This is a genomic window from Streptomyces sp. WAC03905 (genome assembly GCF_057371075.1).
The window spans coordinates 7441418-7462038 of record NZ_JBXYDZ010000003.1 but is presented as its reverse complement, the minus strand read 5'-3'; the positions used below and the strand labels follow the sequence as shown (position 1 = coordinate 7462038).

21 protein-coding genes and 1 pseudogene are annotated in these 20621 nt (G+C 72.5%); 16 read left to right on the top strand and 6 right to left on the bottom strand.

The window, feature by feature from the left end; all coding sequences use genetic code 11:
* The first annotated feature begins 48 nt into the window (after positions 1-48).
* From AC2RP6_RS36310 to AC2RP6_RS36300, 3 genes are all read left to right on the top strand, one after another.
* Complete coding sequence (locus AC2RP6_RS36310) at positions 49-702, top strand: FMN-dependent NADH-azoreductase (protein WP_486450068.1); 654 nt, start codon at positions 49-51, stop codon at positions 700-702.
* On the top strand, positions 699-1022 hold the full coding sequence (locus AC2RP6_RS36305) for a DMT family transporter (RefSeq protein WP_486450067.1): 324 nt from the start codon (positions 699-701) through the stop codon (positions 1020-1022). Before AC2RP6_RS36310 ends, AC2RP6_RS36305 begins: the two co-directional genes overlap by 4 nt.
* 301 nt (positions 1023-1323) lie before the next feature.
* Complete coding sequence (locus AC2RP6_RS36300; RefSeq protein ID WP_486450066.1) at positions 1324-2022, top strand: N-acetylmuramoyl-L-alanine amidase; 699 nt, start codon at positions 1324-1326, stop codon at positions 2020-2022.
* 16 nt (positions 2023-2038) lie between these two features.
* On the opposite strand, the gene AC2RP6_RS36295 is transcribed toward AC2RP6_RS36300, so the two are convergent.
* Positions 2039-3511 carry a M1 family metallopeptidase gene (locus AC2RP6_RS36295; protein ID WP_486450065.1) on the bottom strand — a complete coding sequence of 491 codons (1473 nt, stop codon included), beginning with the start codon at positions 3509-3511 and terminating at the stop codon, positions 2039-2041.
* 363 nt (positions 3512-3874) lie between these two features.
* On the opposite strand from AC2RP6_RS36295, the gene AC2RP6_RS36290 reads away from it, so the two are divergent.
* From AC2RP6_RS36290 to AC2RP6_RS36280, 3 genes are all read left to right on the top strand, one after another.
* On the top strand, positions 3875-4756 hold the full coding sequence (locus AC2RP6_RS36290; protein WP_486450064.1) for a SigB/SigF/SigG family RNA polymerase sigma factor: 882 nt from the start codon (positions 3875-3877) through the stop codon (positions 4754-4756).
* A gap of 184 nt (positions 4757-4940) precedes the next feature.
* Complete coding sequence (locus tag AC2RP6_RS36285; RefSeq protein ID WP_486450063.1) at positions 4941-5282, top strand: STAS domain-containing protein; 342 nt, start codon at positions 4941-4943, stop codon at positions 5280-5282.
* Between the two features lie 291 nt (positions 5283-5573).
* Positions 5574-7478: a protein kinase domain-containing protein gene (locus AC2RP6_RS36280; RefSeq protein WP_486450062.1), complete on the top strand. Its 1905-nt coding sequence runs from the start codon at positions 5574-5576 to the stop codon at positions 7476-7478.
* A gap of 40 nt (positions 7479-7518) precedes the next feature.
* Here the strand turns inward: AC2RP6_RS36280 and AC2RP6_RS36275 are convergent, their stop codons facing one another.
* Positions 7519-8061 carry a 2'-5' RNA ligase family protein gene (locus AC2RP6_RS36275; RefSeq protein ID WP_486450061.1) on the bottom strand — a complete coding sequence of 181 codons (543 nt, stop codon included), beginning with the start codon at positions 8059-8061 and terminating at the stop codon, positions 7519-7521.
* 579 nt (positions 8062-8640) lie between these two features.
* Positions 8641-9997, bottom strand: a pseudogene (locus AC2RP6_RS36270) (acyl-CoA synthetase).
* Positions 9998-10172: 175 nt separating this feature from the next.
* Here AC2RP6_RS36270 and AC2RP6_RS36265 point away from each other — a divergent pair.
* Both AC2RP6_RS36265 and AC2RP6_RS36260 read left to right on the top strand, forming a co-directional pair.
* Positions 10173-10646, top strand: coding sequence for an anthrone oxygenase family protein (locus AC2RP6_RS36265; RefSeq protein WP_486450060.1), 474 nt, complete (start codon positions 10173-10175; stop codon positions 10644-10646).
* Between the two features lie 244 nt (positions 10647-10890).
* Positions 10891-12321 carry an MFS transporter gene (locus AC2RP6_RS36260; RefSeq protein WP_486450059.1) on the top strand — a complete coding sequence of 477 codons (1431 nt, stop codon included), beginning with the start codon at positions 10891-10893 and terminating at the stop codon, positions 12319-12321.
* Here AC2RP6_RS36260 and AC2RP6_RS36255 read toward each other — a convergent pair.
* Positions 12248-13498 carry a sensor histidine kinase gene (locus tag AC2RP6_RS36255; protein WP_486450058.1) on the bottom strand — a complete coding sequence of 417 codons (1251 nt, stop codon included), beginning with the start codon at positions 13496-13498 and terminating at the stop codon, positions 12248-12250. The genes AC2RP6_RS36260 and AC2RP6_RS36255 overlap by 74 nt on opposite strands.
* Positions 13499-13681: 183 nt before the next feature.
* Here AC2RP6_RS36255 and AC2RP6_RS36250 point away from each other — a divergent pair, with 183 nt between their 5' ends.
* Positions 13682-13822: a hypothetical protein gene (locus AC2RP6_RS36250; RefSeq protein ID WP_486450057.1), complete on the top strand. Its 141-nt coding sequence runs from the start codon at positions 13682-13684 to the stop codon at positions 13820-13822.
* Positions 13823-13921: 99 nt separating this feature from the next.
* Here the strand turns inward: AC2RP6_RS36250 and AC2RP6_RS36245 are convergent, their stop codons facing one another.
* Positions 13922-14077 (bottom strand): DUF6131 family protein, encoded by a 156-nt coding sequence (locus tag AC2RP6_RS36245; RefSeq protein WP_486450056.1) that lies wholly within the window; start codon positions 14075-14077, stop codon positions 13922-13924.
* A 236-nt stretch (positions 14078-14313) separates the two neighbouring features.
* Here AC2RP6_RS36245 and AC2RP6_RS36240 point away from each other — a divergent pair, with 236 nt between their 5' ends.
* A complete protein-coding gene (locus AC2RP6_RS36240) occupies positions 14314-14493 on the top strand; it encodes a CsbD family protein (protein WP_486450055.1) in 180 nt (59 codons plus the stop codon).
* 314 nt (positions 14494-14807) lie between these two features.
* Positions 14808-16241 (top strand): amidohydrolase family protein, encoded by a 1434-nt coding sequence (locus AC2RP6_RS36235; RefSeq protein ID WP_486450054.1) that lies wholly within the window; start codon positions 14808-14810, stop codon positions 16239-16241.
* Positions 16242-16313: 72 nt separating this feature from the next.
* On the opposite strand, the gene AC2RP6_RS36230 is transcribed toward AC2RP6_RS36235, so the two are convergent.
* Positions 16314-16610, bottom strand: coding sequence for a hypothetical protein (locus AC2RP6_RS36230; RefSeq protein ID WP_486450053.1), 297 nt, complete (start codon positions 16608-16610; stop codon positions 16314-16316).
* Positions 16611-16721: 111 nt separating this feature from the next.
* On the opposite strand from AC2RP6_RS36230, the gene AC2RP6_RS36225 reads away from it, so the two are divergent.
* From AC2RP6_RS36225 to AC2RP6_RS36205, 5 genes are all read left to right on the top strand, one after another.
* On the top strand, positions 16722-17063 hold the full coding sequence (locus AC2RP6_RS36225) for an avidin-fold protein (protein WP_486450052.1): 342 nt from the start codon (positions 16722-16724) through the stop codon (positions 17061-17063).
* Between the two features lie 142 nt (positions 17064-17205).
* On the top strand, positions 17206-18405 hold the full coding sequence (locus tag AC2RP6_RS36220) for an acyl-CoA dehydrogenase family protein (protein ID WP_486450572.1): 1200 nt from the start codon (positions 17206-17208) through the stop codon (positions 18403-18405).
* A 60-nt stretch (positions 18406-18465) separates the two neighbouring features.
* Positions 18466-18924, top strand: a complete 459-nt coding sequence (locus tag AC2RP6_RS36215) for an RrF2 family transcriptional regulator (protein ID WP_486450051.1) — start codon at positions 18466-18468, stop codon at positions 18922-18924.
* 138 nt (positions 18925-19062) lie between these two features.
* On the top strand, positions 19063-19164 hold the full coding sequence (locus tag AC2RP6_RS36210) for a putative leader peptide (RefSeq protein WP_324610408.1): 102 nt from the start codon (positions 19063-19065) through the stop codon (positions 19162-19164).
* 313 nt (positions 19165-19477) lie between these two features.
* On the top strand, positions 19478-20587 hold the full coding sequence (locus AC2RP6_RS36205) for an aliphatic sulfonate ABC transporter substrate-binding protein (protein ID WP_486450050.1): 1110 nt from the start codon (positions 19478-19480) through the stop codon (positions 20585-20587).
* Positions 20588-20621: the final 34 nt, after the last annotated feature.

Here is a 20621-nt window from a genome sequence, read left to right as displayed (position 1 = left end):
GGACACCGTGTCCGGTTAATCGTTCCGGCCGATACGAGGGGGCCCGTCATGACCACGTTGCTGCACCTGGATGCCAGCGCCCGTCGCCAGTCCTTCAGCCGAGAAGTCGGCCAAGCCGTAGTCGCCGCCTGGCGCGCGTCCCACCCCGAGGGCGTCCACCTGCACCGCGACCTGGCCGCCACACCGGTCCCCCAGATCGGCGAGGCGTGGACCGAGCTGTGCGACTACGTCCTTGAGCACGGGATCACCGATCCGACCCGCTACCGGGAAGCCGTGCGCACCCCCGCACAGGCGAGGGCCTGGGCGATCGTCGAGCCGCTGCTGGAGGAGCTCCTCACCGCCGACGTCGTACTGATCACCACGCCCATGTACAACTACTCCGTCCCGGCCTCCCTGAAGGCGTGGATCGACCAGGTCACCTTCCCGCGCATGTCCCTGGCGGGACGCCGGTTCGTCGTGGCGTACGCCCGTGGCGGCGCCTACGGCCCGGGCACCCCCCGCCATCCCTACGACCACCAGGAGCGCTACCTGCGCGACTTCTTCTCCGGCCACTTCGCCGTACCGGAGGAGGCCATGACCTTCCTCGGTACCGAGCTGGTCAACGCCCTCACCGATCCGGCCCTCGCCGACCGGCGCGGCGCACACGACGCGTCCCGCCTGGCCGCGCTGGACTCCGCCCGCGCGACGGGAGCTTCGCTGTGAACTGGCTCCTGCTTCTCGCCGCCGGCCTGGTGGAAGTCGGCTGGTCCCAGAGCATCAAACCGACGGCCGGCTTCACCCGCCCGCTGCCCACGCTGGTCTGCTTCGCGCTCGCTGCCGCCGCCGTCTACCTGCTGTCCCTGGCGATGAGGGGCCTTCCGGTCGGCACGGCCTACGCCGTCTTCACCGGCATCGGTGCGGCCGGCGCCGTCACCATAGGCATCGTGCTCCACAAGGACCCGGTCACCCCGACCCGCCTCCTCGCCCTCGCCCTCATCGTCGGCGGCGTCGCGCTGTCCCGAGCGAGCACGCCCTCCGAGTGAGCGGGCCATGGGGCGGTGCCTTGCACCTCGCAGCACACGTCCGACACGGCAGGGTGACCGCCACCGCGATCCGTCTCTCCGGTTACGGCTCCGCACCTGCGCCCTGCTCGGCCACTTCCGGTCCGCCCCTGGCCCACCGCAGGACGCAGCGGCGCGTGCGCCGAGTGGTGGAGGACCGGCTTGCCGGGGTGGTGGCGCCAGTGAAGCATCAGATTACGGGACGTACCGCCTGCGCATCGTGATGCCGGGATTCGCGGCGCGCCGTCCTTCCGCCTGCCTGCTCGACCTCATAGGAGTGGCCATGGAAGACAGCCCGCTGACCCGTCGACGGCTGCTGTGGGGTGCTGCCGGCGCGGCGGGCGCGGCTCTGACCGCTGCCGGGCTGCCCCTGCTGATGGGACCCGACGAGAACGGGAAGGGAAAACCCGCGCGGCCGGGCCCCGGCAGCAGGGCCCCGGTCGCCGCGGGGCCGCCGGCGGCAGTGCGCAAGGACTCCTCGGTGGACTACGCCCCCGCCGTGTGGGTCGAAGCCTCCGCGTCCAACTACACGGTCTCCGACCGCCCCGAGGCGTACCCCATCGAGTACGTCGTCATTCACCTGACGACGGACGTCCTGCCGGTCATGTTCGCCAAGTTCAACGACGCGGCCGAGAGGGTGTCCGCGCACTACATGATCAGCGCGAGCGGCACGCGGATCGCCCAGTGCGTGCGCGAGCGCGACGTGGCCTGGCACTCCGGCAGTGTCTGGCACAACTACCGGAGCATCGGCATCGAGCACGAGGGATGGACCGATCAGCCTGTCTACCTCGACACGATGTACGAGACGTCCGCCCTGCTCACGGCCACGATCTGCGCGAAGTACGACGTGCCGGTCGACCGGGACCACATCATCGGCCACGTGGAGGTTCCGCTGTCCACTCACGACGATCCCGGGACCGTGTGGGACTGGGACAAGTACATGAAGCTCGTCGGTACCGCCCGTCGGCGCATCAGGACCTGATGCCGCGCAGCCCCCGTCACGCGGGCTTGCCGTCGCCGTAGAGCCACGCGTCCCAGATCGCGTCGAGGTCCCGGCCGGCCTTGGCCTCCACGTACGAGGTGAAGTCGGCGGTGGAGGCGTGGCCGTGGCGGTGGCGCAGGGTCCAGCCCCGCACCAGGCCCCGGAAGTCCTCGTCCCCCACGGCCTGGCGGACCTTGTGGATCACCATGGCGCCGCGCACGTACACCGGCTGCCGGGAGATGTCCGAGGCGCTGGGCGGCTCGGCCGGCGGGAAGTCCCACTCGTCGTCGTCCGCGGCCTTGGCGTGGTTGCGGTCGAAGTGGTCCTGGGCACTGGCCCCGCCGTGGTCTTCGGTCCACAGCCACTCCGCGTAGGTCGCGAAGCCCTCGTTCAGCCACATGTCCCGCCAGGTTCGGGGGGTGACGGAGTTGCCGAACCACTGGTGGGCCATTTCGTGCACCACGTTGGTGGTGTGGAAGACGCCGGCCGGGATGGTCGGCCTGGTCTGGGTCTCCAGGGCGTAGGGCACGTCGGCCGCCTGATCGACGATCACCCCGGCGGAGGAGAAGGGGTACGGGCCGAACCTTCCCTCCGCCCACTCCATGACCTCGGGGAACCGGGCGAGGACCGCTCCGTCCTCGTCCACGCCCGCGGTCGTGTCCAGTGCCGACACGAGCGGGACGCCCGAACGGGTCCGGGAGGTCTTGATGTCGTAGCTGCCGATGGCCACGGTCGCCACGTGGCTCGCCATCGGCTCGGCCTGGCGCCAGTGGAAGGTGGCGCGGTCGCCCTCGGTGCGCCGGCTGACCAGCTGCCCGTTGGACATCGCCTGCACCCCCTTGGGAACCGTGACGGTGATGTCGTACGAGGCCTTGTCCGAAGGGTGGTGGTTGCCCGGGAACCAGGACATCGAGCCTGTCGGCTCGCCGAACGCGACCGCTCCGTTCTCCGTCCTCAGCCACCCTTCGCGCCACCCGTGGTCATGGGTGATCGGCTCCGGAGTGCCCGCGTAGTGGACGACGCTGCGGAAGGCGGTGCCCTTCCTGAGGTGGTCCCGCGGCTGCAGGGTCAGCTCCTGCCCGTCCCGGCGCACCTGCGCCTTGCGGCCGTCGACGGTGGCGCTCTGCACTTCCATGCCGAGGAGGTCGAGATTGAAGGCGCTGAGGTCCGCCGTGGCCTTCGCGGTGATCTCGGCACTGCCCTGGAGACGACCGCTGCCGGGGTCGTAGTCCAGGGTCAGGGCATAGTGGACGACGTCGTAGCCGCCGTTGCCGAGTTCAGGGAAGTACGGGTCACGGGCGCCTGCGGCGCCGGGGTGCCCGCCGCGGAACACCGCGCCGCCGGGTGCCGTCGTCGCAGCGGTGGCCGCGCCGGTACGCGCACCCGCCCCGCCGCGGCCGTCGGACGGCGAACACGCGGGGAGGGTGGCGAGCAGGCCCGCGACCGCGAAGGCGGCCACACGTCCGGAAGTCTTCACACGGCCGATCATGACCCAGGCTCCGAGCGCCCCGACCTCGCCACGCCGTGCCCCCGGCCCCCTGGCCGGCACGGCCAGACATGCCCCCGGCCGGATGGCGCGCCGACGAGCCGGCCCGGGTGGCGACCCGTCACCAGAGCAGCCGCGCCCGCGTGCCTCGGCTGCTGCCGCCTCTACACGGTCCGTACCAGCGCTCGCGTGGAGAACAGCGCACTGGCCCGGGCATCGGACCCGACATTGGACCGAGTAGCGTGCCGCGACGACGCATACGAGAAGCGCGTTTCACGTATTTCTTGACTGGTGTGCCGCTCAGGCCCGATGATCTGACTGCAACGGGGCGCCACAGGCGCATGCCACACCTACGAGGAGCTGAGAATGAACGTCCTGGTCACACCGTCGGCGACCGCACCCTCCCGGAGCGACCACGCGGACGTGGCCGGGACCGAGGTGCCGCTCCCTCAGATCACCGACGCCCGCGAGGTGGCCCCCGCCGACGCGCGTTCCCTGTCGAAGGTCTTCTTCGCACGCCTCCAGCACCTCGAGGAGGGCACGCGGGACTACCAGTTCGTCCGCAACACGCTCATCGAGATGAACCTGTCCCTGGTCCAGTTCGCCGTCCGCCGCTTCCGCAACCGCAACGACGGCACGGACCTCGACGACCTGGTCCAGGTCGGCACCATCGGTCTGATCAAGGCCATCGACCGCTTCGACCCCGACCAGGGCAACGAGTTCACCACTCTCGCCCTCCCCTACATCACCGGGGAGATCAAGCGCCACTTCCGCGACACGTCCTGGGCCGTGCACGTCCCGCGGCGCCTGCAGGAACTCCGCGTCGAGCTGGCCCGGGGCAAGGAGGCACTCGCCACGGTTCTGGACCGCGAACCGACGGTCCGCGAACTCGCGGAGCACCTCCAGCTCACGGAGGAGCAGGTGATCGAAGGTCTGGTCGCGGCGAACGGATACTCCAGCCAGTCCCTCGACCAGGGCCAGGACGACACCACCGAGACCGCCCCCCGGCCGCTGGCAGAGGTCCTCGGCGCCGAGGACCCGGCCATGGAGCTCTTCGAGGAACTGCACACCCTCGCACCGCTGCTGGCACAGCTCGACGGACGAGAGAAGCTCATCCTGGAGATGCGCTTCGGCCAGGAGATGACCCAGGCCCAGATCGGCGCCCGCCTGGGCCTCTCGCAGATGCAGATCTCCCGGATCCTCACCCGCACCCTGGCCAAGCTCCGCGAAGGTCTCCTGACCGCCTGACCGCCTGACCGCCTGACCGCATTACCGCCCGACCGCCCCGCCCACCGCAACGGCCCCTCGCGACACCGGCAGCTCCGCGTGGTCCGCGCGTCGCGGCGGGGCGCCATGCACTGCTCGGGAATGGGCCAGTGGCCGCTCCCCGAAGACCGGGAACCTCACGCCGCGCACAGGAAGACTGGCAGAGATGGCAGCTGCGTCGGTGGTCAGTGCCACCACCCATGGGGTCACCGTGGTCCGGGTACGGGGCGAAGTCGACGAGGACAGCGCCCCGTTCCTCGCCGCAGCCCTCGCTGAGGCGGCGACGGCCGGGACCGCGCGTACGGTGGTCGACCTCTCCCAGACGAGTTTCGCCGATTCGGCCATGCTGCACACCCTGCTCCACGGGCAGAAAGCCCATACCGCGGCAGGTCGTGCCTTCGTCATCGCCGGCCCGCTGCAACCCGCCGTACGCAGGCTGCTCGACGTCACCGGCCTCGACCGCACTTTCCAGGGAGCCGAAAGCCTGAACTCGGCGGTTCCTTGCTGACTGCTCACGCACCAGCACGACAGGCTGCCGGCACGCCGCTCCCCCGACAGCCGCCCGCGACCGGGCCCCGCTGCCACCGACAACGGGGCCGAGCCCGAGCACGGGGACGCGCCGGCACCACCACCAAGTGGTCCCCAGGCGCCCGGTGGGCGCTGGGCGGGTACTCGTTGCGGGTCCCGGGCCCGCCCTCAGGGGCGGCGCGGGGGCCGACGGCTCGGTACGATGCGGCAGCCGGACCCGCATGGGCGGCGCGGGCCGGATCCCGGACCACCGGCGGAAGGCGAGGGGGCCTTGAACGTCGCGGGCATGCTCATCGGCGGCCGCTACCGGCTGGAAGCCCTGCTCGGACGCGGCGCGACGGGCGAGGTGTGGCGGGCCCGCGACCCCCGGCTCGATCGCGAGGTCGCCGTCAAGTTCCTCGTCGCGGAGCTGGCCGACGGCCAGGTCGTGCACCGCTTCCACCGCGAGGCCCGGGTCACCGCGCGGCTCCGCCATCCCGGCATCGCGCAGGTCTTCGACAGCGGTTCACAGGACGGCCGGCTCCACCTGGTCATGGAGCTGCTCGACGGGCAGAACCTGGGCGCCCTGATCCGGGCGCGGAAGTCCCCGCTGCCCGTGCGACAGGCGATGGACCTGGCCGTGCAGGTCGCCGACGCGCTGTCGTACGCGCACCGGGCGGACATCGTGCACCGGGACATCAAGCCCGCCAACCTCATGCTGGTCGCCGACGGCCGGGTGAAGGTGTGTGACTTCGGCATCGCGGGGTTCGTCCACGCTGACTCCGGGCTGACCCGTGAGGGCAGTCTGATGGGGACCCCCGACTACATGGCGCCCGAACAGTGTCGGGGCCTGCGGACCGACGGCCGGGCGGACCTGTACGCCCTGGGCTGCGTCCTGTTCGCCCTCCTCACCGGGAGACCGCCGTTCACGACGCACGGCGACTTCCGCGTCGTGATGCTGGATCACATCCACACCCCGCCCCCGCGCCTGGCCTCCCTGCGGCCCGAAGTGCCCGTCGGGCTGGACCGGCTCGTCTCCGTCCTCCTCTCGAAGGATCCCGCCGACCGCCCCGCCTACGCCGGGGCCGTCGCCGACCGGCTCAGGGACCTGGCCTCCCCGCGGACCGGGGTACGGCCGTACGTGCCACGGCGCAGCCCGACGCCGGACCCCCGGTACGCATACGCCGGCCGCACGGCGCCGGCTCCTCCCGCCCCCGGCGTCACCATGGAGGCCGACTACAACGCGACCCTCGCCCCGGACACGGCCGGGGCGAACGTGCTCCTGACCGTGACCGCCGCGGGCGCCGCCCCCGACGAACTGGCGGCCCCGGCGCCCCGCGCCCTGGTCTTCCTGCTCGGGCTCTCCGCGCGGCTCGGCGCATCCGGCATCCACGCCGTCCGGGCCGCGGTCGCTGCTGCCGTCGACGGTCTGGACGAGGGGGCGTCCTTCGCCGTCGTGGCGGGTGCGGACCACGCCCGGATGCTCTACCCCGACACCATGCGCCTGGTCCGAGCGACCGCCGAGACCAAGGCCGAGGCCCGCGCCGCACTCACCGGGCCGCAGCCACCTGCCGGGGCGGCCGCCTTCGGCAGGTGGCTGCGGCTCACCGACCGGCTCCTGACCGCGCACGGCGACGCCGTGCGCGAGGCGGTGCTCCTCACGGACCTGACCGCCACGGCCGAAAGCCCGGAAGAGCGGTCGGCCGTGCTCGCCTCCTGCGCGGGCCGCTTCACCTGCCACGCCCGCGGAATCGGCACCGACTGGAACGTGGCGCAGCTCAGGGAGATCACCACGGCGCTCTCCGGCACGCTGGACCTCGTCGTGGATCCCGCGGCCCCGGCTCCGTGCCTCACCGAAGACCTGACCGGCCTCGCCGCCCGGGCCCGCCGGGCGTCCGCCCGCACGCTCGCCCTGCGGATCGCGGTACGGGAAGGCTGCCGGGTGCGGTTCGTGAAGCAGCTCACGCCCATGGTGAACGACCTCACCGCCCGCGGCCACGAGGTCGGCCCCGGGACCACCGAGTACCCGGTCGACGTTCCGGACGGCGCGTCCCACGAGTACCACCTGCTGTTCGACCTGCCGGCCGGCCGTGAAGGGGGCGAGGTCATCGCCGAGTTGAGCATCGTCCTGCTCCCTCCGGCGGGCGACGGGCAGACCCTCGTGCGCCTGCCGGTCACCGCGAGCCGGAGGCCGTGACCGGGACAGCGCGAGCACCGGCCCGGGGCGGGCACCCAGGTCACGGGATCAGGCCCGTCACGGTGCGAGTGACCGAGTCGTAGCGCCGGGCGGAGGTCCACTCCCCCGTCACCGCACCGAACGCCGCGGCAGCGGCGAGGGCGGACGGCTCTTCGGGAGCCGCGGCCCAACGTGCCCCGGTCCCGCGGCCGAGCGTGACGTGGGGAACCCAGCGAGCCGGCGCGAGGTGGGGAGGGAGACGGCCGGTCTCCGGCGCGTCGCGCAGGATCCGCCAGACCGCCTCGTGCAGGCGCAGCAGAGCGTCCTCCGGACGGACGGTCCAGGCGAGCACCCGGACGCGACCGGACCACGACACCATGCCTTCGAGGCACAGCGGAACGGGCAGGGCTTCGGCCAGTACGCGCAGCACCTGGGCCCGTGTCTCCGGCGACAGGCGATCGGCCGTGGCGAGCGTGAGATGGGGCCGATTCGTGGGGTGTCGGTGGTGTGCCTGACTGGGCAGGCCCCATTCCGCCAGCTGCCGCCACATGTCCCGGACGGCGTGGTCGGTGTCCGCGTCGGGCAACAGCTCCAGACTGTGCACGGGCAACAGCCTACGGCCCTCGCGAGCCTCGGGTTGCGAGCGGCGGGCCGGTCCGGGCTCGGTGCGAGGACCGCCCGGAGGTCCATCCCATCCGCTGCCGCGGACCTTCCTGGAAGCCCGGAGACATCGACGAGGGGTGGGTCAAGTGACCGTGCGAAGCGGCCCCGGCTGGAGCCCGCGTGCGCGACGCGCAGCGGTGGGGCGTCCGCCGCTCGGCGGGAGCGGTCCGGACCGGTGACGCCTGGACTCACCTTCCGGCCCCTCCACCCCTGCGGCGCCGTGGGCCCTCGTGTGGTGGAAGGGCCGGGAGGTGAGTCCAGCGCTGACGGCGGCCACCGCGCCGGGGCCACCCACGTCCCGGCCTGAAGCGGCTCCCCTGGCTGATGACCCGTGAGCGAGAATGCCTTGCATGACGACTTGAAGAGCACCGGCACGGCGGACCGCCCGCTGGAGGATGCCGCGCGTCTGCCTGCCCCTACCGCGTACGGGAGGTTCGCCCCCAGTGCGGTGAGGCCCCCCGTTCACCGTGGGGGCCACGACGACGGCACGGGGTGCGGTGCTCTTGGGACGCCGGGTGGCTCAGGGGGTGGGGTTGTGCAGGAGGAGGCGTTTTTGGGGTTTGCCCATGGCGTTGCGCGGGATCGACTCGACGAAGCGGACCTCGCGGGGGCGTTTGTGGACCGAGAGGTGGGCGGCGACGAAGTCGGTGAGTTCGGCTCCGGTGACGCCCTCGGCGACGACGAAGGCGACGATCCGCTGGCCGAGGTCCGTGTCGGGCACTCCGACGACGGCGGCCTCGCGGACCCGGGGGTGGTCCAGCAGGGCGTTCTCGACCTCGCCCGCCCCGATCCGGTACCCGCCCGACTTGATCATGTCGGTGGACGCACGGCCCACGATCCGGTGCACGCCGTCCTTCTCGTCGACGGCCGCGATGTCACCCGTACGGAACCACCCGTCCTCCGTGTACGCGGCGGCCGTCGCGTCGGGCCGGCCCAGGTAGCCGGAGAACAGGGTGGGTCCGGTCAGCTGGAAGCTCGCCGATCTCCGCGCCGTCCTCGGCGGCGACGCGGGTGGCGATGCCCGGCAGTGGGGTGCCGACCGTGCCCGGGGGGAGGTCGCCGCCCGCCCTGCCGCTCACCGTGATCAGCGTCTCCGTCATCCCGTACCGCTCCACGATGCGGTGACCGCTCGCGCGCTCGATGTCCCGGAAGACCGGCGTCGGCAGCGCCGCACTGCCCGACACCAGGAGCCGGGCCCCCGACAGGGCGGCCGCGGCGTGCGGCTCGCGGGCGATGCGCGACCACACGGTCGGCACGCCGAAGTAGAGGCTGCCGCCCGCGGCCGCGTACGCCTCGGGCGTCGGCCGTCCGGTGTGCACGAGGCGGCTGCCGGTGCGCAGGGCTCCGAGGACCCCGAGGACGAGTCCGTGGACGTGGAACAGCGGCAGGCCGTGGACCAGTGTGTCCTCGGCGCTCCACTGCCAGGCCTCGGCGAGGGCGTCCAGGTCCGCGGTGATCGCGGCGCCGCTGAGGACGACGCCCTTGGGGGCGCCGGTGGTGCCGGAGGTGTAGAGGATCAGCGCGGGATCCTCGGGCGTGGGCACGACGGCGGGGACGGGCGTCCTGTCCGAGCGGCGGGCGAAGTCGACGTCGAGGGGGCGGGCGCCGGAGTCGCGCAGGATGTGCGCGCGCTCCGCCGAACCCGCGTCCGGCGGCAGCGGTACGCACGGCACGCCGGCGAGCAGGGCTCCGACCACGGCGGCCACCGTCTCCAGGGAGGCGGTCGCGGTCACGGCGAACGCCGGGATCCCCGACGCGGTGAGATCGGCGGCCACCTGCCGGGCGGCTCCCAGGAGTTCCTCGTAGGAGGCGGTACGGCCGGCGACGGTGACGGCGTCCGCTCGGTCCCCGTGGACACCGGTGAGGGCGGTCAGCATGGCGGGCGGCTCCGTTCGGCGGTGGTGTGGGGCGCGGGGTGGTGTGTGCAGGGCTCGGCCAGCCTACGCGGGGCAGAACCGGGCCGCCGCACCCTATGATCGGCGGGAATCGACCGTACGAAGACCTGTTCCTGACCTGATGCTCGATCCGGGGGATGACGTGGAAACGGCACGGTTGGCGACGACGATCGCCGCGACGATCACCATCGGCTGGATGAGCGGCCTCTTCTACGGATTCTCCGTGTCCGTGATGCCCGGGCTCCGGGCGGCCGCCGACCGCACCGCCATCGAGACCATGCAGCGGATCAACGTGGCCATCCTCAACGGCTGGTTCCTGCTCGGCTACATCGGCGCGCTCGTCTTCTGCGCGGCCGCCGTGGTCCTCCACGCCACCGGCAGCGGCGGCCGGGACGCGCTCGGACCGCTGATCGGCGCGCTCGTCGCGTACCTGGCGGCGATGGGCGTGACGGCCCGGATCAACATCCCGCTGAACGACGCCCTGGAACAGGCCGGCCCCGTCGAACGCATCGCCGACCCGGCGGCGGTCCGCCGGGCCTTCGAAGCCCCCTGGGTACGCGCCAACGCGTGGCGGGCCGTGCTGTGCACGGTGTCCCTCGGCCTCCTCGCCTGGGCGCTGGCCCTGCGCTGACGGGCCGGGCGGCCGGCGGTCAGCGGGTGGTGCGGCCGTGGAGCGGCAGGGCGACCGCCCGTCGTCCGCCGCGGATGACATCAACTGCAGGCGACTGCAGGCCAGTTGTGGAGACGTTTGAGTGAATCTCCAGCCGTGCCCCGTCGCCCCGGCCCGGGGTGCGGCCACCGCCCGGACTGCGGAGCGGCGCTTGGCGTTCCACAATGGGGGGAGGGGGCCGGCGTCGGCCGAGAGGAACGCCCTCATGCGCGCTGAGTCTTCGGCGGCCGCGCGGCGGAAGGGGGCCTTCGTCGCGGTCGCCCTCGCCCTGTTCTGCATCCAGCTCGACTTCTTCGCGCTCAACCTCGCCATCCCTGGCATCTCGGCTGAGCTCGGCGTCACGGTCTCGGCCGCACAGTGGACCCTGTCCGCGTACATGCTCGCCATCGGCTGCTTCTTCATCGTCGGCGGCCGCGTCGGAGACGTTTTCGGACGGCGGGGGACGCTGCTCGCGGGAACGGCCCTCTTCGCCGCCGGCTCCGTGGGCTGCGCGTTGGCTCCCGGCCTCGGACCGCTGGTGGCGGCCCGGGTCGCGCAGGGGGTGGGCGCGGCGTTCGTCTTCCCGGTGTCCGTGTCCGTGATCACCAACACCTTCCCCGAGCAGAGCCGGGCCAAGGCCCTGGGCGCGGTGTTCGGCGTCGCCAACATCGGGACCGCGCTCGGGCCCTTCGTGGGCGGCGGGTTCACGGAGGGGCCCGGCTGGCGATGGATCTTCTGGCTTATGGCGCCGCTGACCGTGCTCTCGCTGCTGATCGCCCTGCTGTACGTACCGGACTCGCGCGACCCGTCGGCCCCGCGCGAGCTCGACCTGCTCGGCTGCGCCCTGGTGGTCTGCGCGCTCGCGACGCTGACGCTGGCCGTGGAGCGCGGGGACGCCTGGGGCTGGGAGAGCGCCCGCACCCTGGGCTGCTTCGCCGTGGCCGTGGTGGCGGGCGCGCTGTTCGTCGTACGGGAGGGGCGGGCGCGGCACCCGCTGGTCGACCTGGGGCTGTTCCGCAACGTCCCGTACGTCCTGGTGACGGGGATGGGCTCGCTCACGAACATGGGCTACGGCGTCACCGTCTTCCTCGCCACGCTCTACCTCCAGGACGTGCGCGGCCTCTCGCCGCTGCTGGCGGGGACGGTGTTCCTGGCCCCGGCCCTGCTGGTGGCGCTCAGCGGGCCGCTGGGTGCGCGGCTGGGCCGGCACATGCCGGCGACCGCGGTGATGGCACTGGCCGGGGCGGCCGCGGGGACGGGGATGTTCGTCCTGGCCGGGGTCAGCGCCTGGTGGCTGTACGTCCCGGTGTTCGCGTGGTGCGGCCTGGGACTGGGGCTCGGCTGGACCTTCTCCAGTGTGGCGACACAGCAGGTCGTCGCGCCGGAGCGGGCGGGCGAGGCGTCGGGCGTCCTGCTGACGTTCCTGGTCACGCTGGGCGCGATCGCCCTGGCGGGGACCGCGGCGGCGATCTCGGCCATGACCCCGCAGCGGCCGCCCGAGGACGCCTACGACGCGATCCTGCGTCTGGGCGGGGCGGTCATCGCGGTGGCGGCGGTGGCCGTCGTCGCGGTGCGCCACCGGCTCACCGGTGGCGGGCGCCCGCGGGAAGGACGAGCCGCACCTCGAATCCGCCGAGGGGGCGGGGCCCGGCGGTGACCGAGCCGCCGTAGACCTTCGCGCGCTCCTTCATCCCGATCAGGCCGTGACCGGGTGCGGTCGTGGTGGTCCGGCGTCCGGGGCCGCCGTCGTCGGTGACGGTCGCCACGACGGCGCCGCCCTCGTAACGGAGGACGACGGCCGCGCTGGTCGGGCCCGCGTGCTTGAGCACGTTGGTCAGTGCCTCCTGGATCACCCGGTAGACACACAGGGCCATGCCCTGCGGGAGCCGGGTGGGAGTGCCGACGACCTCCTTGGTGACCTGGATCCCGGCGCCCCGGACGCGGTCGAGGAGCCGGTCCAGCAGTTCCAGCCCGGGAGCGGGCGCGTAGGCGACGCCGTCGGGATCCGCGGGTCCGTCCGGTGGACCGTCCCGGCCGACGCGCAGCAGGCCGAGCATGCGGCGCATCTCCTCCAGCGCCTCGCGGCTGGTGTCGGCGATGGTGTCGAGGGCCTGTCGGCTGGCCGCCGGATCGGTGGGGAACACGTACGAGGCCATGCCGGCCTGGAGCGAGATCACCGACATGTGGTGCGCGACCACGTCGTGCAGTTCGCGCGCGATGCGCACTCGCTCTTCGGTGAGGGCCCGACGGGCGTTCTCCTCCTGCTGCGCGCGCAGTTGGACGGTCAGTTCGGCGAACTGGCGGTTGCGTTCGGCGAGTCGGCCGGAGCCGCGGCCGACGACGAACACCACGGCCGGGAAGAGCACCGCCTGCGCGACGACGGTGGGCATGGAGCTGTTCTCCGCGTTGCTCAGGCCGGCGTACACCCAGGTAGCGGTCACGACCCCGGCGCAGCCGACGGACGTCCGCGGGCCGCGGGTCGCCGCGACGGTGTACAGCCCCAGGAGCGGCGGCATCGAATTGACGACGGGCCAGTACCCGCAGCCGATGAAGGCGACCCACAGCGCACTGCTGGTGGCGAACACCGCGACGGGCGCGATCCGCCGGGCCAGCAGCACCAGGCCCACCAGTACGGTCAGCACCGCGCCCGGCTCGTCCACGGGCCGCCAGCCGAGGGGTGGTTGTTCCCGGCCCAGCAGCAGCGCCGCGCCGGCGTAGCCCAGGGCCAGCAGCGTGTCGACGGCCAGCGACCGGTAGCGGAACCGGGGCGGGGGCCAGGGCCAGGGCCGGTGAGCTTCGGCGAGCGCTTCGCGTGACCCGAATCCAGCGTGCATCGGCGCAGCCTACGGGCCTGCCGGGCGGTGCGTCAGGGGTGGGAGCGGGACCGGCGGCCCGAATTCGGGCCGCGCGGCGCGTTGTCCGGCAGAGCGCGGGCAGGTGCGGTACATGAAGACCACGCAGAAGCAGCAGGAACGGTTACCGCGGATCGGCGCCCTCGGCGGACGGGGGGCCCGGCGATGATGTTCGCAAGTACGCACGCGAGTGCGAGCGCAAGTGCGAGCGCGAGTGTCGTGGACGCCCCCGGGTGGGTCCACCTGGCGGTGATGGCGGCGGCGATCCTCATCCTGTTCTACAACCTGGCCGGGGACGGCCGTTGACGCACACGGCCGCTCACGGGGGCCGGTGTCGTGGGCCGACGCACCGGGGCCTGTCCGGTCATGATCGACCGGACAGGCCCGATTCGGCCACGTCCGGGTCTACCAGTAGTGGCGTCGGCCGCCGACGGCGTGTCCGACCGATCCCAGGATCCACAGCGCCGCACCCACCACGAGCAGGATGACCCCGAGGGTCCACAGGATGGAGACCCCGGTCAGCAGTCCGATCAGCAGGAGGATCAACCCGACGGCAATCATGAGTACCTCATTCTCGCGGTGGAATGGCCGGCGGAAACGGTTGGATCCGCCGTGACGCTTCAGTCGCCGTCTGCCCCCGAATGCGGTCCTTATCTCTGCCTCCGCACGATCCGACGCGATGGGCTGTGACGTGTCCGGAGCGCCGGACGGTCCACTGCGCGTTGCGGGCCTTCCCCTGCGGACGCATGGTGGGCAGAGCATTCCCCCCACTCGAGTCACTCAAGGAGTACCTCGTCATGAGCAAGGCAAAGGGCAAGGCCAAGCAGGTCAAGGGCAAGCTCAAGGAGACCGCCGGCGACGCCATGGACGACAAGCGCATGCAGGCGGAGGGCAGCGCCGAGCGGATGGCGGGCAAGGCCGAGGAGATGGCCTCGGAGACGGCGGACAGGACGAAGAAGGGCATGCGCAGGTCGTGACCGGCGCAGCTCCCCGCGCCTGACGCGAGGAGGGGGCCGGACCCGTCACGCCGACGGGTCCGGCCCCTCCGCACGTCACCCCGACGGTGGAGCGCGTCACGGGGATTCCACGGCCCGGCAACATGGCCGGTACGTGTCTGGCGCACGACCGGAACGGAAAATGTTTTCCGCGGGCGCCTATCGAAGGGGCGTTCGCCGGGAATGCTGCGTGTGATCCGGCCCCCACCCGACGCTCGATCCCGCCCCGGCCCGACGCTCCGTCACGGCGCCGCCCGGGCGGGCCTTCCGTTCTGCGCCCTCGGGAGGTACCACGCATGCAGTCCACCCCCACCCCCCTGACCACCCCCGGCCGACGCGACCTCCTCACCGGCCTCGGTCTGGCCGCCGCCGCGCCGTTCCTGCTGGGCGGCACCGCCCGTCCCGCGTCCCCGGACCGCCCGCCCGGCCGGCCCGCCCCGGCCGGCGGGACGGTCCTGCTCCGCGGGGCGTCCCTGGTCCTCACCATGGACCCCGGCCTTGGCAGCGGCGGCCTCCTCGGGGCCGTCGAGGGCGCCGACGTGCTGATCCGGAACGGTGCCGTCGCCGCCGTCGGCCCGGCGCTGCGACGACCGCCGGGAGCCTGGGTGGTGGAGGCCTCGGGCAAGCTGGTCATGCCGGGGTTCGTCGACACCCACACCCACCTCTGGCAGGCGGTGATCCGCGGCGGCTGTACCGACCGCGACCTGTTCGGCTGGTTCGCGGGGTGCACCGATCCGCAGCGCGCGCGGCTGACCCCGGCGGCCCTGCACAGCTTCGTACGGCTCGCCGCCCTCGACGCGGTCCAGTCGGGCGTCACCACGCTGGTGGACTGGGTGGACATCTTCGCGTTCGAGCTGATCGAGAGTTACGTACGGGCGCTGGCCGGCACCGGGGTGCGCTTCACCTACGCGATGTTCCCGCCGAAGCCGGACGGGGTGCTGGTCACGAAGGTGAAGAGGGAGCTGGTCGATCCGGCGCCGCTGGGCTCCTTTCAGGTGGCCACGCATGCGGCACGAGCCGTCCAGGACCTCAACCGCGCACACTGGGAGGTGGCCCAGGACCTGGGCGTCATGCTCAACTCCCACGTCCTGGAGCGCCCCGAGCAGCGGGCGGACGACCCGATCGGGGTCCTCACCGACATCGGTGCGCTGGGGCCGCGGCTCCTGATCAACCACGCCGTCCACCTGACCGACGCGGAGATCGCCGCGGTCGCCGCACACGACGTACGGGCGGCCCACTGCCCGCTGAGCAACATGCGGCTGGCGTCGGGCATCATGCGGCTGTCCGAGTTCGCACGGCACGGCGTCAAACTGGGACTGGGCCTGGACGGTGGGACCAACGACAGTTCGGACTTCCACGCGCTGATGAAGACGGCCATCGGCCTGCAACGCGCCCGCGCGACGGACGCCGGGATCTTCCCCCAGGTGCAGGACGTCCTGCGGATGGCCACCCTGGGCGGAGCCGAGGCACTGGGCATCGCCGACCGGGTGGGCTCCCTGACCCCGGGCAAACGGGCCGACGTCGTCGTCATCGACCCGGCCGCCCTGAACTTCGCACCGCGCTTCGACTGGATCGGGCAGGTCGTCTTCAACGGGCGCCCCGAGAACATCGACGCGGTGTTCGTCGACGGACGGCCGCTCAAGCTCGACGGCCGGCTGGTCGACGTCGACACGGACCGCGTCGTGCGCGACGCGGAGGCAGCCGCCACCCGCCTCCGCGCGACCGGCTGACCGCACCCGGCGGCCACGGGCCGGGGGTGCCCGCGTCCCGCCCTGGGTGCGTGTGCACCCGTCGAACTCCCCTCAGACCCGGTGGTTCTCACGGGCCGTGAGCTGCCCCTGTACGTAGGCGTCGGTCTCCGGGGCGTAGGGGCCGCCGTGGTCGAAGAGCAGGTCCGTGATGCGCTGCCATTCCGCGACCTCGGCGCGGGTGCCCGTGTCCGCCGTGTCGAGGTCGCCGGCTGCTTCCTCGGCGGCCTCCAGCGCGTCCGCCGCCCGGTGGTGCGTCATGCCCGTGGCCCGTCGGCGTACCCTGTCGCGGGCTGCGCGTTCCTCGGGGGTCGGCTCGTGGGGTTCGTTCGCCGCGGTGTCCTGGGTCATGGGTGGCACGCCTTCCGTCGGTGGCCGTCCGGCCCTCGTCCATCCCCCGATACCCGCGGCGGACCGTTTCATCTCCGGCCGCCGCGGACCTTTTTCCTCCAGGAGTCACCTGTGACACGCTCGCTCGACGGTCTCGTCTTCGTCCCCGTGGCCGACCAGGCGCCCGGCCAGGTCGGCCGGCGGACCCGGTTCGAGTACCACGAGCGCGACGGGCTCGTCTGGGCCGACTACCGGGGCGGGGACGTGGTGAAGGGGCATCTGATCGGCACCCGGGAGGACGACACCGTCGACTTCCGCTACGTCCAGCTCCGGCTCGACGGCACGACGGCATCGGGACACTGCACGTCACGCGTGACCGTGCTCGCCGACGGCCGCCTGCGTCTTGAGGAGACGTGGAGTTGGGAATCCCAGGAGGGGAGCGGCACCAGCGTGGTCGAGCAGCCGCTGGACTGACGCCGCGGCAGCCGCCCCGGCCAGGGCGTCTCTTTTCCCAAGACGGTTGTGTCCAGGATGCGGGCGCACCCTTGCTGCGACGGCCGCCTTCGGCAAGTATCCCTATCAATTCGATAGGGAAGGTGGGATTGAGTTGACGTCCGTGACGACGGCATCGAGCACGACCGCCATCCGGTCCGGTGAGGAGCGCCGCGCGCTCCTGCGCACCGCTCGCGACGTGGCGGACGACCTCGCCGCGGACGCCATCGCCCGCGAGCAGGCGGGCCGGCCGCCGACCGACGAGCGGACCCGGCTGCGCGAGGCGGGGCTGCTCGCAGCCCTCACCCCGCCCTCAGCCGGCCGCGGCGCGGACTGGCGTACCGGATGCGCCGTCATACGGGAGGTCGCCGCGGCGGACAGCTCCGTCGGCGACGTGCTGGCGCGCCACTACGTACACACCTGGAGCGGCCGCTTCTACGCGAGTCACCACCACGCCGCCACGCTCGAAGAGGCGTCGGTGCGCGAGCAGTGGCTGTGGACCGGGGCGGTCCGCGCGCCCGCGCCCGACGAGGACGGCGCCGGGCCGGACCTGACCCTGAGGCCCCGCAACACCGGCTACCTGCTGGAGGGGCACCGGTCCGTCGACACGGCCGCGGCGGTCGCCGACCAGATCGTGGTGGACGCCGTCTGCACCGCGACCGGCGACGTGCTGGTCGTCCGGATCCCGCCCCGCGCGCGCGGTGTGAGCGTGGAGCCCGCCCACGACCGCCTCGGTCAGCGTGCCGCCGGCGCGGGCGAGGTCGTCCTCGACCGGGTCACCGTGGCGCCCGGCCAGGTGCTGGGACGGCGCCCGCACGACGAGGAGTCGACGGCGCCCTTCACCGCGCTGGCGGAACCGGCCCTGCGACTCGCCCTGTGCCACGTCGCCCTCGGCATCGCCGAGGGCGCGCTCACCGAGGCGCGCGACCTCAGCAGGGTGGGACGGGCGCACCGGCGACCGGGTGAGGACCCGGACCTCCTGCTCACCTACGGGGAGCTGGCCTCCGCCGGTCACACGGCCACGGCCGTGGTCGACCGGGCGACGGAGGCGATGGCACGGGCGCTCGACGCGGGTGCGCATCTCGACGCCGAGGAGCCGTCCGCCGTCGCCGCGCTGGTGGCCACGGCCGAGACGGTGACCTCGCGGGCCGCCCTGCACATCACCACGCGCGTACTGGAACTCGCCGACGCACCCGGACTGGACCGTTTCTGGCGCAACGCGCGCGTCCTGACGGCCCACCGCCCGGCGGCCCACCGGCTGCGCTCCATAGGCGAGCACTACCTCTACGGCCCGCACCGCGCGACGGCGGCGGCCTTCCACTGACCCCGGGGGCCGCCGCCCACCCGCGGGACGTGGGTCGATGCCGTACGGGATAATGTCCGCATGCGGATCTCAGCCAGGGCGGACTACGCGGTGCGGGCCGCACTGCAGCTCGCGGTGTCACAGGACGAAGGGCCCCTGAAGGCCGAAGCCATCGCCGACGCCCAGGACATCCCGCACAAGTTCCTGGAGGGCATCCTCAACGACATGCGCCGGGGCGGTCTCGTCCTCAGCCAGCGGGGCGGCAACGGCGGATACCGCCTGGCCAAGCCCGCCGACTCCATCAGCATCGCGGACGTCATCCGCGTGGTGGACGGTCCGCTGGTCTCGGTGCGCGGGGTCCGCCCTCCGGACCTCTCCTACACCGGCCCCGCCGAGTCACTGCTGCCCCTGTGGATCGCCCTGCGGTCCAACGTGCGTGCCATCCTCGACGGGGTGACGCTCGCGGATGTCGCGGGGTCCGACCTGCCGGCCGACGTGTCCGCGCTGACCGATGTACCGGACGCCTGGACCAATCCCTGACACCCCCCCACCTGCGTGTTCTCGCATACCGAGACGCGTTCGTCCAACATGTGGTCGCCCCCTTGGGCGGGATCGCGCCGTCTGCCAATATGCCTACCAGCCAGGTAGGAAAACTAGGGATTCGGGGGTGAGGTGACGATGCGCACGCCGCACCACGCGGGCCTCCTGCTGCCCCGCCTCACCACCCGTCGACACATCGACCTGGTCCGCACGTCCAGCGCCATCTGTCAGCCCGCCTGACGCGCTGCCCGGAGCCCCGCTCCGCGTGCAGAGCACCGCTCCGCGCACGGAGCACCGCCGGCACTCAGCCGTACCGCTCCCCGTCGACCGGACCTTCCCTCCCCCTCTGCCGACCTCGCCGCACCGCATCACCTCGTGCGCGGCGTGCGACGTACGGCGGCTCCACATCCGCCCCTTCGGCATCCGCGACACCGCTCCGCTCCCCCGCCGACGACGCCGTGCTCCTGACCGACCGGCCGTGGGCAGCGTGCGCGTACCTCCACCGCTTCCGTACCACCGCCCCGAACACCCGTACCCGTGAAAGGACACCTCCGTGTCTGCCGCAAGACCGCTCACCACCCTGCGCGCCATCGCCGTCATCGCCACGCTCCCCCTCCTCCTGACGGCCTGCGGCTACGGTTCCGAGGCGAAGAAGGAGGACGACAAGGCCAACGTCGCCGCCACCGACGGGAAGAAGCTGTCGGCCTCCGAGGTCCGCATCGGGTACTTCCCGAACCTGACGCACGCCACCGCGCTCGTCGGGATCCAGGAAGGCCTGATCGAGAAGGAGCTGGGCGGCACGAAGATCAAGCCGCAGACCTTCAACGCCGGCCCGTCCGAGATCGAGGCCCTCAACGGCGGCTCCCTCGACATCGGTTTCATCGGCCCCTCGCCCTCGATCAACGCCTATGTGAAGTCCAAGGGATCCAACCTGCGGATCGTCTCCGGCTCCGCGTCGGGCGGCGTGAAGCTCGTCGTGAACCCGGCGAAGATCAAGACCCTCGACGACATCAAGGGCAAGAAGATCGCCACCCCGCAGAAGGGGAACACGCAGGACGTCGCCTTCCTCAACTGGATCTCCGAGAAGGGCTGGACGGTCGACCCCGAGTCCGGCAAGGGTGACGTCTCCGTCGTCCGCACCGACAACAAGGTCACCCCGGACGCCTTCAAGCAGGGCTCCATCGACGGCGCCTGGGTCCCGGAGCCCACGGCCTCCAAGCTCGTCTCCGACGGCGGCTCCGTCCTCCTCGACGAGACCGCCCTGTGGCCCGAGAAGAAGTTCGTGATCACGAACGTCATCGTGTCGCAGAAGTTCCTCAAGGAGCACCCGGACGTGGTCGAGGCCGTACTGCGCGGCACGGTGAAGACCAACGACTGGATCAACGCCAACCCGGACAGGGCGAAGGCCTCCGCCAACGCCGCTCTCAAGGCCCTGAACGGCAAGGAACTCGAGGGCGCCGTCCTCGACCCGGCGTGGCCGAGCATCCAGATCACCGACGACCCGCTGGCCTCGACGCTGAAGACCCAGTCCGAGTGGGCGGTCAAGGCGGGGCTCATCGAGCAGCCCGACCTGGCCGGCATCTACGACCTGACGCTCCTGAACAAGGTCCTGAAGGCCGCCGGCAAGCCCGAGGTCTCCGATGCCGGACTCGGCGCCAAGTAAGCGCACGAGCCCTGTAGTTCCCAGGAGGTGACGA